General features: G+C 44.6%; 12 protein-coding genes. 3 read left to right on the top strand and 9 right to left on the bottom strand.

Features of this window, described 5'->3' with window-relative positions:
- Positions 1 to 75: 75 nt before the first annotated feature.
- The 3 genes from R1T43_RS01415 to R1T43_RS01425 form a co-directional block, all read right to left on the bottom strand.
- Positions 76 to 1,473 carry a nucleobase:cation symporter-2 family protein gene (locus R1T43_RS01415; RefSeq protein ID WP_317352071.1) on the bottom strand — a complete coding sequence of 466 codons (1,398 nt, stop codon included), beginning with the start codon at positions 1,471 to 1,473 and terminating at the stop codon, positions 76 to 78.
- 402 nt (positions 1,474 to 1,875) lie between these two features.
- Positions 1,876 to 2,784, bottom strand: coding sequence for a phosphoribulokinase (locus R1T43_RS01420; protein ID WP_159534032.1), 909 nt, complete (start codon positions 2,782 to 2,784; stop codon positions 1,876 to 1,878).
- Positions 2,785 to 2,890: 106 nt separating this feature from the next.
- Positions 2,891 to 3,847, bottom strand: a complete 957-nt coding sequence (locus R1T43_RS01425; RefSeq protein ID WP_317352076.1) for an ion transporter — start codon at positions 3,845 to 3,847, stop codon at positions 2,891 to 2,893.
- 89 nt (positions 3,848 to 3,936) lie between these two features.
- On the opposite strand from R1T43_RS01425, the gene R1T43_RS01430 reads away from it, so the two are divergent.
- Positions 3,937 to 4,689 (top strand): sugar-binding protein, encoded by a 753-nt coding sequence (locus tag R1T43_RS01430; protein WP_317352078.1) that lies wholly within the window; start codon positions 3,937 to 3,939, stop codon positions 4,687 to 4,689.
- A 113-nt stretch (positions 4,690 to 4,802) separates the two neighbouring features.
- On the opposite strand, the gene purD is transcribed toward R1T43_RS01430, so the two are convergent.
- From purD to prmA, 6 genes are all read right to left on the bottom strand, one after another.
- Positions 4,803 to 6,095 (bottom strand): phosphoribosylamine--glycine ligase, encoded by a 1,293-nt coding sequence (purD, locus tag R1T43_RS01435; RefSeq protein WP_317352080.1) that lies wholly within the window; start codon positions 6,093 to 6,095, stop codon positions 4,803 to 4,805.
- Positions 6,096 to 6,136: 41 nt separating this feature from the next.
- Positions 6,137 to 6,952: a methyltransferase gene (locus R1T43_RS01440; protein WP_317352083.1), complete on the bottom strand. Its 816-nt coding sequence runs from the start codon at positions 6,950 to 6,952 to the stop codon at positions 6,137 to 6,139.
- A gap of 885 nt (positions 6,953 to 7,837) precedes the next feature.
- Entirely contained in the window at positions 7,838 to 9,436 is a 1,599-nt protein-coding gene (purH, locus tag R1T43_RS01445) for a bifunctional phosphoribosylaminoimidazolecarboxamide formyltransferase/IMP cyclohydrolase (protein WP_211070222.1), read from the bottom strand.
- Positions 9,437 to 9,517: 81 nt separating this feature from the next.
- Positions 9,518 to 9,811 (bottom strand): DNA-binding transcriptional regulator Fis, encoded by a 294-nt coding sequence (fis, locus tag R1T43_RS01450; RefSeq protein ID WP_012520109.1) that lies wholly within the window; start codon positions 9,809 to 9,811, stop codon positions 9,518 to 9,520.
- A gap of 30 nt (positions 9,812 to 9,841) precedes the next feature.
- Positions 9,842 to 10,840 carry a tRNA dihydrouridine synthase DusB gene (dusB, locus tag R1T43_RS01455; protein ID WP_317352104.1) on the bottom strand — a complete coding sequence of 333 codons (999 nt, stop codon included), beginning with the start codon at positions 10,838 to 10,840 and terminating at the stop codon, positions 9,842 to 9,844.
- 235 nt (positions 10,841 to 11,075) lie between these two features.
- Positions 11,076 to 11,957 carry a 50S ribosomal protein L11 methyltransferase gene (prmA, locus tag R1T43_RS01460; protein ID WP_211070220.1) on the bottom strand — a complete coding sequence of 294 codons (882 nt, stop codon included), beginning with the start codon at positions 11,955 to 11,957 and terminating at the stop codon, positions 11,076 to 11,078.
- A gap of 276 nt (positions 11,958 to 12,233) precedes the next feature.
- Here prmA and R1T43_RS01465 point away from each other — a divergent pair, with 276 nt between their 5' ends.
- Together R1T43_RS01465 and R1T43_RS01470 are read left to right on the top strand one after the other, a co-directional pair.
- Positions 12,234 to 13,001 carry a substrate-binding periplasmic protein gene (locus tag R1T43_RS01465; RefSeq protein ID WP_317352107.1) on the top strand — a complete coding sequence of 256 codons (768 nt, stop codon included), beginning with the start codon at positions 12,234 to 12,236 and terminating at the stop codon, positions 12,999 to 13,001.
- A gap of 279 nt (positions 13,002 to 13,280) precedes the next feature.
- Positions 13,281 to 14,939, top strand: coding sequence for an amidase (locus tag R1T43_RS01470; RefSeq protein ID WP_317352110.1), 1,659 nt, complete (start codon positions 13,281 to 13,283; stop codon positions 14,937 to 14,939).
- Positions 14,940 to 14,952 lie beyond the last annotated feature (13 nt).

Genomic DNA, 14,952 nt, shown 5'->3' on the forward strand with positions numbered 1-14,952 from the left:
GGTGGGCGTATACAGTTTGGTTGTTGTAATGCACGGCTCAACAAGGCAATTTTTCTAGTTGTGTTAGTCGAACTTTTATTTCGACTGTTGTTTGATTTTTTCTACTGACGGTGACAGCGAAGCATCAGTGTTTTCTGGTTTCGTAACTTTATTCTCTGGAATTAAAATACTCATAATAATGGCGGTAAAGCCCGCAGATGTGACCGAGGAGGACAGCACGTTTTTAAAGGCTACAGGTAAGCCTTGTATAGCATCGGGTACCATCAGCACTCCTAACCCAGTGCCTAGCGAGGTCGCGATAATAAGTGACTTTCGACGATCGATAGGCTCGCTAGCCAATATCTTAATACCGCCTACGGCAATGGTGGCGAACATAACCAGTGTTGCACCGCCAAGTACGGGTTTAGGCATTAATTGAAGTGCGCCGCCGATAATGGGAAACAAGCCTAAAATGACTAGCATGGCCGCCACATAAAAGCCCACATGCCGGCTTGCTACGCCGGTTAATTGAATAGCGGCATTGTTCTGCCCGAATGTGGTATTCGGAAAAGTATTAAATATGGCGGCAATGGCCGAATTAACGCCGTCGGCCAAAATACCGCCTTTAATTCTCTTTATATATTTAGGGCCTTTTATCGGTAAGCCACAAAATAAGCTATTAGCGGTAAGATCGCCGGAGGTTTCCAGTGCGGTAAGAAAATAAATAAGCGCAATGGGAATAAATATATCGAGGTTAAAATTGATTCCATACTTAAAAGGAACCGGAATACTGACAATAGGTTGTTCGGCTAAACTAGAAAATGAAACCCAGCCTAAAATAGAGGCCACGATAGTGCCCAGAATCATACCTATCATGATGCCGGACAGCCTTACCCAAGGATTGCTAGAAACATTAAGCGCTATAATAGTCACTAGGACAAATAGCCCAAGCGCAAGGTTTTCTATACTGCCAAAGTTCGTGCTACCAAACCCGCCAGCTAAATCAGTGATGCCTACCTTTATAAGGCTAATACCAATAGTAGTAATAACAATCCCCGTGGTTAATGGTGTTATTACCCGCTTAATTTTATTGATAAACAAACTGACGATAATTTCGATGAAAGCACCGATAAAACAAACGCCCAGCAGAGTAGAAAGTATTTCTTCTTTGCTGCCTCCGTTAGCTTTAATAGACAGCCCGGCTATTAATAACGCGCTAATGAACGCAAAGCTGGTGCCTTGTACTGCAATTAAGCCGCAGCCGACTGGGCCAAAGGTTTTTGCTTGAATAAAAGTCGCAACGCCTGAAACAAACAGCGACATACTAATAAGATAGGGGATTTCGGATTCAAGCCCTAAAGCAGTGCCAATAATCAGCGACGGGGTAATAATACCTACGAAGCAAGCTAATATATGTTGCAACGCGGCAGTAATAGATTGGTTTACTGTTGGAATGTCGTCTAATGCAAATAAGACATCGGTATTTGGTTTCATTAAGTCCCTTTATAAACCAATTATCGCTACAAGGTTGTGATTACGGATTTACATGCACAATATCGCTATGCAAGAAATTAACCTTTTATGGTTTTTAATTTATCTAAAAACTCTATTTTTTATTAAAGTGATGTTAAGGGTATGAAATTTAAGTTTTTTATTACGTTATTTTTTGGTGATAAGGATAATGCAGAGTGTTGAACGGTATTTAAAAGGTAGCTGGAAGTTAGTAAAGGGCGGGTTTGGTGATCATTTTAGTGCATTCGATGAATTAGATTTTAGAAAGATAAATCGAGATTATTATACTTTAGTCTAGTTTTTAATTGGCACAAATATTAAAAAAGGGCTTGTTATAAAAGCCCTTTTTTTAAATTTAGTAAAGATTATATCGTACTGGAAATATTACTCATCTTGGGTGTTAAGCCAATCCATTTGATGGCCAGCACGACGCTTTCTATTTAAAATATCTTCCAATAATGGAGTAAGAATAAGCTCCATCGCTAACCCCATTTTACCGCCCGGAACTACAAGTGTGTTAATACGCGACATAAACGCGCCATCAATCATTTGAAGTAGATAAGGGTAGTCAACATGCTTCATTTCACGCCTAAAGCGTACCACAACAAAGCTTTCATCTTGTGTAGGTATTTCACGAGCACTGAAAGGGTTTGAGGTATCTACAGTAGGTACACGTTGAAAGTTAACATGGGTTTGCGAGAACTGAGGCGTGATGTACTGGAAATAATCATCTAGCCCACGGACAATGCTGCTCATTACCGCTTCACGAGAATGGCCTCGGTCGGTGGTATCGCGCACAATTTTTTGAATCCACTCAAGATTAACGATGGGAACCATGCCTACCAATAAATCCACATGCTTGGCCACATCATTCTCTTCGGTTTTTACGCCGCCATGTAAGCCTTCATAAAACAGTAAATCGGTATTTTGTGGTAAATCTTGCCATGGCGTAAAGGTCCCCGGCATTTGATTAAATGGCACGGCTTCATCAAATGTGTGCAGGTACTGGCGAAATTGGCCTGAACCAGAGCTTCCGTATTCTCTAAATAGGGTTTCGAGAAGTTCGAAATCGTTGGCCTTCGGGCCAAAGTAACTAATATGTCGGCCCTGTTCTTGGGCTTTGCGAATTTCCACTTCCATTTCCGGGCGAGTAAATCGGTGGAAACTGTCGCCGCCAACCACCGCTGCGTTCACATTCAGGTTCCTGAAAATGTGGCGTATAGCATTGGTTGTCGTGGTTGTTCCTGCCCCTGACGAACCGGTAATGGCAATAATTGGATGTTTTACAGACATAGAAATTCGTTTGAGAAATGACGGGTACTAGTTATAAGCCCACTGACACCATTAATCAAGAGTTAGACTTAAGTAAGGGGTAGAGTGAGCAATTACCCAGCACATTTTAGGTATCTTTTTCACGGGTGTCGTTTTTATGATGATGTTGCAGTAAACGAATGATTAGTCGAGCTTCTTCTTCATCTAAATCAAGAAGTGCTCGCATTCTCTCTAGGTGATTAGCATCGTGTTCGCTGAATTTCCCATCTTCTAACACCGTGCGAACGGTCTCTTTAAAGCGGTCTCGTTTTAGCTGCATTTGGGCAGTAAAACTGGATGACAATATACCCGCTGGCAGGGCGTAAAAGCAGATCCCTAAAATGGTGATTAAACCGCCAAACATTTTGCCACCAGGCGTGATGGGAACAATATCACCGTAGCCAACAGTGGTCAGTGTTACCAAAGCCCACCATAGTGAAGCGGGTATACTACTAAAAGCGTCGGGCTGCGCGGTGTGTTCAATATAATAAATGCAGGTGGCTGCAATAACGGTAAACAACATGAGCACGCTGAGGGCGGCAATTAATGCATGAGACTCGTTTCTTATGACGGTGATAAGCGTTTGCATCGAGCGTGAGTAACGGCCAAGCTTTAAAATTCGAAGCACTCTGAATACCCGTAATATGCGTAAATCCAGGGTAACAAACATGCTTAGGTAGAAAGGTAATATGGCAAGCAAATCAATCAATGCCATGGGGCTTTTTAGATAGTACCAGCGCTTTTGCCAAGGGGTATTAAATTGAATGTCTTTTGATGACGTTAACGCCGAAGACGGCGCGGCGCTGCTGCTCCAAATACGAAGTACGTACTCAAGAGTAAAAAGCGCAACAGAAACCACTTCAATAATGTGTAGCTCTGTACTGTATTGTGAAGAGGTGCCCGGTACGGTAGATAGCATCATGGTGGCGATATTAATCACAATGACAGTCACTAGTATCACATCAAAGTACTTACTTGCGTTGTGATGTGATTGAGCATCTTTATAAGAAGCTAAAATATTGTAGCAAGTGGTCTGAAGTGACATAAATGCCTTTGCGTTACAGGTACAGTTTAATACTCTACCAAGAATCGGCAGGTAAGCAAAAATACGCAGCAATAAAATAAGGATTAATTATGAAGGCAAGTCATTGGCTGGCGGCAATAATATGTACAGCCGCAGCTACAACAGGTGCTAATGCAGATGAAGCACAGCATATTAAAGCTGCACCCACAATTGATGGGGTAGCGAACGAGGCACTTTGGGAAGGGGATGATTGGTATCCTATGAATGAAGTAATCATAGGTGATACTCCTGCTGCCAGCGATTTTACGGGCAAGTATAAGCTTCGCTGGAACGAAGATGCCTTGTACTTATTGGCCGAAATTCGAGACGATCATTTATCTGACACTTACGCATCGCCATTAGAGCGCTATTGGGATGATGACTGTTTAGAAATATTTATTGATGCTGATGGCTCCGGTGGCGATCACTTCAACAACTATAACGCCTTTGCATACCATTTAGCGTTAGACAACCAAGTGGCGGATATCGGCCCTAGCATGGCAGCGGAAAATAAGGGTGAAGCTGTGCCTCAGCTTTATAACGACCATGTTGATAGTGCGTGGCAACGCCAGTCAGATGCCCCGTATGTGGTGCACTGGGAAACCGCAATAAAAGTGTATGCTGATGATTATGTTCACGGTGAATCAAATACCCCGGTAACGCTGAAAAAGGGCATGAAGCTTGGCTTTATGTTGGCTTATTGTGACGCCGACGGCGGCGATAGAGAGCACTTCATGGGGTCGCACCCGATAACCCCAATAGACGGGGATAAAAACCAAGGATACAAAGATGCGTCTGTATTTGATGTGCTTGAGCTAAAGTAAACGCGAGTTAATACAAACAAAAACGCCGCCTAAGTATTAGCTTAGGCGGCGTTTGAATGTGCTTTTATTCAGCGCTTCTCTCAATAAGAAATCAATAAGAAATCTATTAGCGCTTAGTCGGCACTAGACTCACGGGCAATGGCACGGTAGCCAATGTCAGTTCTAAAATACGCGTCTTTAAACTGAATGGCATTTACCAGCTCATACGCTTTCTGCTGAGCTTCAGTCACGTTATTACCCATGGCAGTGGCGCACAATACGCGGCCACCGTTAGTCACCACTTTACCGTCTTCTAGTGACGTACCTGCATGAAAAACTTTGCCGTCTAATTCGGCTGCTTGCTCAAAGCCGGTAATTTCATCGCCTTTATCATAACTACCAGGGTAACCACCGGCTGCTAAAACAACACCAATGGCAGCACGTGAATCAAACTCAATCGTTTGGCTATCAAGCTCGCCCTTACAGGCCGCTTGGCACAAAGCGACGATGTCTGATTGTAAACGCAGCATAATAGGCTGGGTTTCTGGGTCGCCAAAGCGGCAGTTATATTCAATCACTTTGGGCGTACCATCGGCCATGATCATAAGCCCGGCGTACAAGAAGCCCATGTAAGGATTACCTTCTGACGCCATGCCTTCAACCGTTGGCATAATCACTTCTTTCATCACGCGATCGTGAATTTCTTGTGTTACCACTGGGGCAGGAGAGTATGCACCCATGCCGCCTGTATTAGGGCCTTTGTCGCCATTCGCAGCGCGTTTATGGTCTTGGCTGGTGGCAAAAGGAAGCACGCTTTTTCCGTCTACCATAACGATAAACGAGGCTTCTTCACCATCTAAGAATTCTTCTACTACAACACGGCTACCGGCTTCACCAAAAGCGTTACCTGCTAGCATGTCGCGAATAGCGTCTTCTGCTTCTTGTAGCGTCATCGCTACAATTACGCCTTTACCTGCTGCTAGGCCGTCGGCCTTAATCACAATAGGCGCGCCTTTTTCACGCACATAGGCGATGGCAGGGTCAATCTCAGTAAAGTTCTGATATTCAGCGGTAGGAATATTATGGCGAGCAAGAAAATCTTTAGTAAAGGCTTTAGACCCTTCAAGCTGCGCTGCAGCTTGAGTAGGGCCAAAGATCATTAAGCCTTCGTTAGTGAACGCATCTACCACACCTGCAACCAACGGCGCTTCTGGGCCAACAATGGTTAATTCAACATCGTTACCTTTAGCAAAAGACAGTAAACCAAGAATATCGTTTACATCAATTGCTACGTTTTCTAGTTTAGACTCTATTGCCGTTCCTGCATTACCAGGAGCAACAAACACAGTTGAAACATCAGAAGATTGCGCCGCTTTATAAGCTAGCGCATGCTCGCGGCCACCGCCGCCAATTACAAGTACGTTCATTAACTATTCCGTTTTAAGGTTTTGATTTTACGACTTTGTTTTTACAAACTAGGCTTTTTAAACTTAAGCGTCATACGATTACTCTCGCCAATGGCAAGGTACTTCTCGCGATCTTGATCTTTTAATCTTAGGCTAGGAGGAAGCGTCCATACACCGCGTGGATGGTCGGCTGTATCTTTAGAGTTCGCGTTAATATCGCTTGCTTCTTCAAGCTCAAAGCCTGCTTTTTCGGCAGCAGCAACAACGAAAGAGCGCTTCATGTAGCCACTTTTTTCCATTGCTGAATCGTCAGCAGATTCTGGCAATTCATGTTCAACCACACCTAGCACGCCACCAGGCTTAAGGGCTTTAAAGAAAGCACCAAATGCGTTATCGATACCTTCAGTACCTTGCCCCATGTACCAGTTATGAATATTACGGAAGGTAAGTACCACATCGGCACTGCCCGCTTCTGCAATATCAAGAGCTTTGGTTGGGTGGAAAGCGGTAACTTTCACGCCTTGATATGGTGCGCTGTCTTTTACTTTTTGATTGAATTTTTCTAGCGACTTACGGTAATAATCGTTGGTAGATTCATCAACGAAGAAGTGAGCAGCAATGTACTGACCTTCTTTTTGAACCAAAGGCGCAATAATGTCGGCATACCAGCCGCCACCTGGTGAAATTTCAACTACTGTCATGTCTGGCTTAACGCCAAAGAATCGTAATGTTTGCTGAGGATTACGGAATTCATCACGTACTTTGGCTTGTGCTGAGCGGTGTTCGCTCATGGCTGCATCTGATATAGCATCGGCGCTAGCATAGGTTGCTGACATGCCAAGCGTGGCTGCGAGTACTAATTTGGCTAACTTCTTCATTGTTATTTCCTTATTATCATCGAGGGTAACGGCGATTACGTTAACTGCTAATACTGATAAACACCAGTTTCAGATTAAGCTTAACAACAAACTATTACACCTACCCGACACCCAACATGCTAAATCTGTACTCTGCCGTTTTGCTTTTTGTGGCTTAGAGCTCAAAGCTAAGAGCGAGAGCAGAAGGCATTCAAAACACGCGGTAAACCCATCCATGCTGTGGAAGGTTTCGAATGCCTTTTGCTCTCACTCCTATTAACCGGCGTCATACTTTTTGAGATTTGAGAGTAAAACATATTTAAAAGTGTGGTAAACCAATTCATTGGCGCTCTGCCAAAACATCTACGTTGTAGATTTGAATAACGTCTACACTCACTTTATTACGTTATCTGTACAAGATTAACTACTTTCTACGCTCTCAAGCTTAGTCATCGAAAGCCTACAAAGAATTTAATTCAAGACAGTTTGGAACATTTTTATCTTTAGGCGCGAGATGGATGCCACAGCGGAGTCCTTCACCTATCTCTAACCAGTTATTTGTTTCCAAAGCACGGCACGCAACAAGCTAGCAATATGTAGCGTGTAATTGCAGCGCTCTAGCGACACTTCAATACATAACTGGGTATTAGGCTAGATGGTAAGTAGGTAGGATTGATAAACCCTCTATGGTATAGCGGGGCCTTTCACCTACCTATAACCTACTACCTATTTCACTACGCGACACGCAAAAAGTTAGTAAGATGTAGTGAGTGAGTACGAGGGTGGAGCCCTCCACGGCAAGGATGCCGTGGCGGAGCCCCCATGGACGGGTTTACGGCGTGCTCCAAACTCGTACTCGCTTACTGCATCATTTGGCGTCTTACGCAGTTAATACATCATATTTTCTTAATGGCGGAAGTGGCGCATTCCGGTGAACACCATGGCGATGCCGTGTTCGTCGGCTGCATCAATCACTTCTTGGTCGCGCATTGAACCACCAGGCTGAATGACTGCTTTAATGCCTGCTTCTGCGGCAGCATCAATGCCATCGCGGAATGGGAAGAAAGCGTCAGATGCCATAACAGAGCCTGCTACTTCTAGGTTTTCATCAGCGGCTTTAATTCCTGCAATTTTTGCAGAATATACGCGGCTCATTTGACCTGCGCCCACGCCCACTGTCATACCGTCTTTGCAGTAAACGATGGCGTTAGATTTCACGTATTTGGCAACTTTCCAGCAGAACATCAAATCGCGAAGTTCGTCTTCTGAAGGCTTAAGTTTGGTGACTACTTGAAGGTCTTCCATTTCAACCATGCCGAAGTCGCGCTCTTGAACTAACAGCCCGCCATTAACACGTTTGAAGTCGTAACCGTCAGTCAATTGACCAGCCCAATCACCACACGCTAACAAGCGCACGTTTTTCTTCGCGCTAACAATGTCTTTTGCTTCGTCGCTAACCGTAGGTGCAATAATCACTTCTACGAACTGACGATCTACAATGGCTTGTGCCGTTTTTGCATCTAGCTCACGGTTAAACGCAATAATGCCGCCAAACGCAGAGGTAGGGTCGGTTTTAAACGCGCGGTCGTAGGCAGATAAGATATCTTCGCCAATAGCGACACCACAAGGGTTAGCGTGCTTAACAATAACGCAAGCTGGCTCTTCAAATTCTTTAACACATTCTAGGGCAGAGTCGGTGTCGGCAATGTTATTGAACGACAATTCTTTACCTTGAAGCTGAGTAGCAGTAGACACTGACGCTTCTTGAATATCGTTTTCAACGTAGAACGCAGCGCTCTGATGGCTGTTTTCACCGTAACGCAAATCTTGCTTCTTGCTGACTTGAACGTTGAACGTACGTGGGAATTCGCTGTGCTCATGGCCGCATTCATCTTCGCAATCAGCAGTATCGATACGCGCGCCAAAGTAGTTAGCAATCATGCCGTCGTATTCAGCAGTATGCTCGAACGCTTTAATGGCTAGGTCGAAACGGGTTTTGTAAGTCAGTGAACCTTCGTTTGCTTCCATTTCAGCTAGAACGCGGCCGTAGTCGGCAGCTTTAACAACAATGGTCACATCTTTATGGTTTTTAGCCGCAGCGCGAACCATGGTAGGGCCGCCAATATCGATATTTTCAATAGCGTCTTCTAACGTGCAATCGTCGTTAGCCACTGTTGCAGCAAATGGGTAAAGGTTCACTACCACCAAATCGATGGGAGCAATGTTGTTTTCGTCCATTACCGCTTCATCAATACCACGACGAGCCAAAATGCCGCCATGAATTTTAGGGTGAAGGGTTTTAACGCGGCCAGCCATAATTTCTGGGTGGCCTGTGTGATCAGACACCTCTGTTACTGGTAAGCCAGCTTCAGCGATGAGTTTAGCAGTACCGCCCGTCGACAGAAGTTCTACCCCAGCGTTATGCAGCGCGGTGGCGAAATCGAGGATACCGGTTTTATCAGAGACACTTAATAGAGCACGTTTAATGGGTTTTGGTGTTTGCATAAAATATAAGCTTCAAAGTTAAGAGTGGTGAAACAAAAAGAGCACCTGTAGGTGCTCTTCGGTGGGCTAGGCCCGGTGATTTTAGTTCATGCCGTACTGCTTCAGCTTTTTGCGAAGCGTGCCACGGTTGATTCCCATCATGATGGCAGCGCGGGTTTGATTGCCGCGGGTGTAAGTCATAACTTCTTCCAGCAGCGGGGCCTCAACTTCGGCCAGTACCATTTCGTACAGATTATCGATATTGGCGTTGTCCAGTTGCTTCAAGTATTTATTAACCGCTTGCTTTACTGAGTCACGAAGTGGCTTTTGTGCTTGCGTTTGAGAAGGCGTAGTTACTGTAGTAGTAAAAGGTGAAGTCACGTTTTGATCGAACATAATACTGTCTTGCTCTTAAGTTAGTCATTACTATGCTGCAGGAGAAATCTGTCGGGTTTCTCGATTCTGCAGCGCTTCAAAATAAGCGTTTAGTGCTTCAAGTTGCGCTGACGCATCCTCGATAGCGTTGAACGATTTACGAAATTGACGATCCGTATCGTGTTCCGAGAGATACCAGCCCACATGCTTGCGGGCAATTCTTACACCGGCGACTTCACCGTAGAAGCTTTGTACATTAGCGACGTGCTCGTGCAAAATCTCATACTGTTCAGACAATGGCGGTGGCGTTAGGTTCTCGCCAGTTTCTAGGTAATGCAGGATCTCTTTAAAGATCCAAGGATTGCCTTGAGCACCGCGACCTATCATCACACCATCTGCACCGGTACAATTCAGTACCTGTTGTGCTTTTTCAGGAGAGGTAATGTCTCCGTTGGCAATTACGGGTATCGAAATTGCCGCCTTTATACGACGGATAGTGTCGAACTCCGCCTCTCCTTTGTACATACATGCTCGCGTTCTACCGTGAACAGCCAGTGACTGTATGCCGTTTTGCTCAGCAATGCGGGCTATCTCAACCCCATTGCGGTTATCGGTATTCCAGCCGGTACGAATTTTAAGTGTCACAGGCACATCAACAGCGTTAACTACCGCTTTAATGATTGATTCCACCGTGCTCGGGTACTGAAGCAACGCGGAACCTGCCAGTTTCTTATTCACCTTTTTGGCTGGACAGCCCATATTGATATCGATGATTTGCGCACCGTTCTCAACATTAAATTGTGCCGCTTGGGCCATAAGCTCTGGATCAGCGCCTGCAATCTGTACAGAACGAATACCTTCTTCGCCCTCATGATTCATTCGTGCTTGTGATTTTGCGGTATTCCATACCTTTGGATTGCTAGAAAGCATTTCCGATACCACAAGCCCCGCACCCATACGTTTACATAGTTGACGAAATGGACGGTCAGTCACGCCAGCCATTGGTGCTAGCATCAAATTGTTGTCTAACGTGTAGGGACCAATTCGCATATTTCGCCATCTAGAACTGCACAGAATTTATACACCCGGCTAAAACGGGGCGCTAAGTGTACGTGTTTTCGCAATACTTGAAAAGGCTAAAAATCACACAAAATTTCACTCTATGGGCTTGACAGTGAAAAAAAACTGTAACATTAGCTATCTATCACTGTTTTGCAGAGTGAATTTTGTGCAATTCTCTTAAAGGCCGCGAATTGAAAGGCATTGAAAGACAAAAAATTTACATTTAGGCGTGTTTTTTACCAGACACTCGTGCCCATTCTCCATCAATCGCACTCTCATCAAGGGCGAAATCTCGGGTGTAGGCAGCTTCAATTTTGGTTACTTGTTCGGCAAGAATGCCCGAAAGGACGAGTAAGCCCGACGGTTTGCAGTAAGATGAAATAACATCTTGAAGCTCTAGAAGTGGCCCAGACAATATATTCGCCATCACTACATCGGCCTCTAGTGTGGGCTGATCAGCGGGCAAGAATACATCCAGTCTATCTTCAACACCGTTACGGCGGGCATTTTCTTGTGTGGCTTGAAGGGCTTGCGGGTCGATATCAATAGCAACTACCCGTTTAGCACCTAATTTAAGTGCCGCTAGGGCTAAAATGCCTGAGCCACAACCAAAATCCACAACCACTTTATCGGCAACGTCTATACCGTCTAACCAACGTAAGCAAAGGGCAGTAGTAGGGTGAGTACCCGTTCCAAAGGCAAGACCTGGGTCTAGCATAACGTTCACGGCATTAGGGTCTGGTACATCACGCCAGCTTGGGCAAATCCACAAGCGGGTACCAAATTGCATGGGGTGGAAGTTATCCATCCACTCACGCTCCCAGTCTTTATCTTCAAGGGGCTCTAGTTTGTATTTAAAATCTGAACCAAGAATGCGCGCTTTGCCTAATCGTTTGATGATGGCTTTCATGTCATCGGTAGCTTCAAATAAACCTACCACTTGCGTGTCGGGCCACAGCATGATTTCGCCGGGCTTGGGCTCGTACATAGGCGTGTCTTTCGCGTCTACGTAGGTTACAGCTTGCGAACCATTGGCACTAAGCATATCGCCAATTGATTCAGCATATTCTGAGGAGGTATTTATTCGTAACTGTAGCCAGGCCATATTCACACATGTTCAAAGGGTTTGGCTATATTGTACCGCTTGGCTAGTTAAAGCGAAATCATAATGCTGGCAGTAACGCGCGAATTAGCCGTTCGTTTGGGCGTTTTATCCAGTATTTTCATGTGAAAGCGTCTTTTTTTATCAAACTTAAGTATAAAGCGCATGTTTCTTAACTTCTGTTTTTAAAGGGTTTTTGAAATCATTAAGTCTTTTGGCGAATGGTTATTTATTGGCAAGTGTTTATAGTTAATACGTGTTCCATTACCATTTCGCCTTATGCACTATATTGTTGTACTTTTAATTATTTTGTTCTCTTCACACGCCGCATTTGCAAAGCAAATTGAAGTGGTCGTGGGTTGGACAAAACCTCCCTATGTTATCTCAGAACAAGATTCAGGCTTTGAGTTAGAACTAGTGCGGGCAATATTGCTGGAAATGGGGCATGACATGTCGCCTATTTATGTTCCCTTTGGCCGTACCGCCAGCCTAGTGAAAAAAGGCGGGATGGATATAGGGCTAACCTTAAACCCTGGCCACGATATTGACCCAGCTATACTGACTGATGCCTACGTTTATTATCAAAATGTTGCGGTAAGCCGTACTGACAGAAACTTGGAAATTAACGAAATAGAAGACTTACTCGGCCATAGCGTGATTGCTTTTCAAACGGCAATATCGGTATTAGGTGAAGAGTTTAAAAATACACTAGCCCATCAAAAAAACTATATGGAGCTTGCTCAACAAGAAAGGCAGGTCAATTTGCTACTGCTTGGCAGTGTGGATGTTGCGGTGCTTGATAGAAATATTTTTCAATACGTTAAACATCAGTTGCCTGTCGAAAAGCAATACGATACAAAAATACATGAGTTGTTCCCTGTTTCCTCCTACAGTGCGGCCATTCCTGACGAGCAATTAAGAAACGAGTTTAATAGCGTATTGGCTCAATTTATAAAAGACGGGCGCTACCAATCTTTACTTGATGAATTTGGTCTATTTAATTTTATTGAAGAACTGCCTGCACAACCTGCTAAAAAACTGAATTAAGCTTCATTGAATAGTCGCTCTTCGCGGTTTTCTACTTACTATCTTCAAACTCCCCGCCTTATAACCAAAGCCTCATAATCAAAGCCCCATAACCCAAGCCCCTCAATCACAGCAATAAGGCTTGTATTTCTATCTGTTATGTCTTCATTTGTCGCGTTTGCCGAATAAAATGAAGGTTTGAACCTAGTTAGCAACGTATTGCGTAGTAATCGTTTCTATGCACTACTAAGATATTCAAAACTAAAATGCAGATATCTTAAGAACTTGGGGATGAACCACATGAGGGTTACGCTTTTTTACGCCGCTATATTACTTTGCACAGCATGTGCACCATCGCAGTCGACCACAAAAGATGCGGCTGTTGATAGTTCAGTTGAAAATTCAGACGAAGGTACTATTTCTGCATCTATTACGTCTTGGTTAGATAAATCTGCATTAGAGCAAGCACAAGCTATTGCTGAAGGAGAGTTGTCGTCTGAGGCATTAGTGCAAGGCTATCTTGCTCGCATCGAAAAGCTTGATGGTGATGTAAATAGTATTTTGGCACTTAACCCCAATGCTATTGAAGAGGCAAAAGCGGCTGATTTGGCACGTAAAAATAGAATGCGAAAAGGGCCGCTGTTTGGTCTGCCTGTTTTACTGAAAGACAATATTGAAACCAGCGAGCTACCGACTACCGCAGGCGCGATGGCGCTTGTTAATAATGATACAAAGCGAGATGCCCCTATTGTGGCTCGCCTAAAAGCTGCGGGCGCCATTGTGTTAGGTAAAACTAACCTTTCTGAATGGGCTAACTTTCGGTCTGAATCTTCTATTAGTGGTTGGAGCGCCGTAGGCGGGCTAACCCGAAACCCGCATATGTTGTCTCGTAGTGCATGTGGCTCTTCGTCTGGTTCTGGTGCTGCGATGGCATTGCGTTTGGCATCTTTAGCGGTGGGCACTGAAACCAACGGTTCTATTATTTGCCCTTCTTCAATGAACGGTATTGTAGGTTTTAAACCCACCGTTGGGCTATTATCGCGTACCCACATTGTACCCATCTCGTATACCCAAGATACTGCAGGCCCTATGACCGCAAACGTTAACGATGCATGGTTAATGGCTTCAGTGATGGCAGGTGTAGATCCTAAAGACAGCGCCACTAAAGACGCTAGCAAGTATATGCTTAGCGCACCGCAGCAAAGCATGTTAGCGACCGATTTAAAAGGCGTGCGCGTTGGCGTTGTGCGATATCGTCAAGGTGATAACCCTCATGTGCTTTCTACTTATGAAAGAGCCCTAAGTAGCTTAACTGCTGCAGGTGCTGAAATGGTGGAAATTAGCGATTTCAAACAACCTGAAAGCTTTTGGGCAGACTCTTATCAAGTGTTACTCAGCGAGTTTCATTACACGATAAACGAATACCTTGAAAATAGCCCTGCGGATATTCCTGTGCGCAGCTTGTCGGAACTTATCACTTACAATCAAGCTAGCACTCGAGAGCTCGCGCTATTTAATCAAGATATATTCGAAAAGGCCGTGAACACAGACGATACCAAGAGCCAAAAGTACACCTCAGCGTTAGCGCTAGTGAGGGAAACCGCTAAACAGAATGGTATTGATGCCTTAATGGCAGAGCACAAGGTTGATGTACTTGTGGCACCTTCAAATAGCCCCGCTTTTCTGATTGATGGCGTGTATGGCGATCACTCCCCAATGGGCTTTATTGGTATTGGGTATTTGGCGGCTATTGCAGGTTACCCGCACCTTACAGTGCCCGCGGGTGAGGTTAAAAATCTTCCGGTGGGGATCAGCTTTATTGGCAAGCAATGGTACGATGAAAAAGTGTTACGCATTGGCAGTATATTTCAAGCGAAGCATGGGGCGTATATAAAGCCTGGTTTATTACCAAGCCGCCTACATAACCCCGAGTTGTTAAAGGCTGTGAAAGGGCTGTAGTTAGTTTAAACAG

Source organism: Alteromonas sp. CI.11.F.A3 (assembly GCF_032925565.1).
Taxonomy (GTDB): domain Bacteria; phylum Pseudomonadota; class Gammaproteobacteria; order Enterobacterales; family Alteromonadaceae; genus Alteromonas.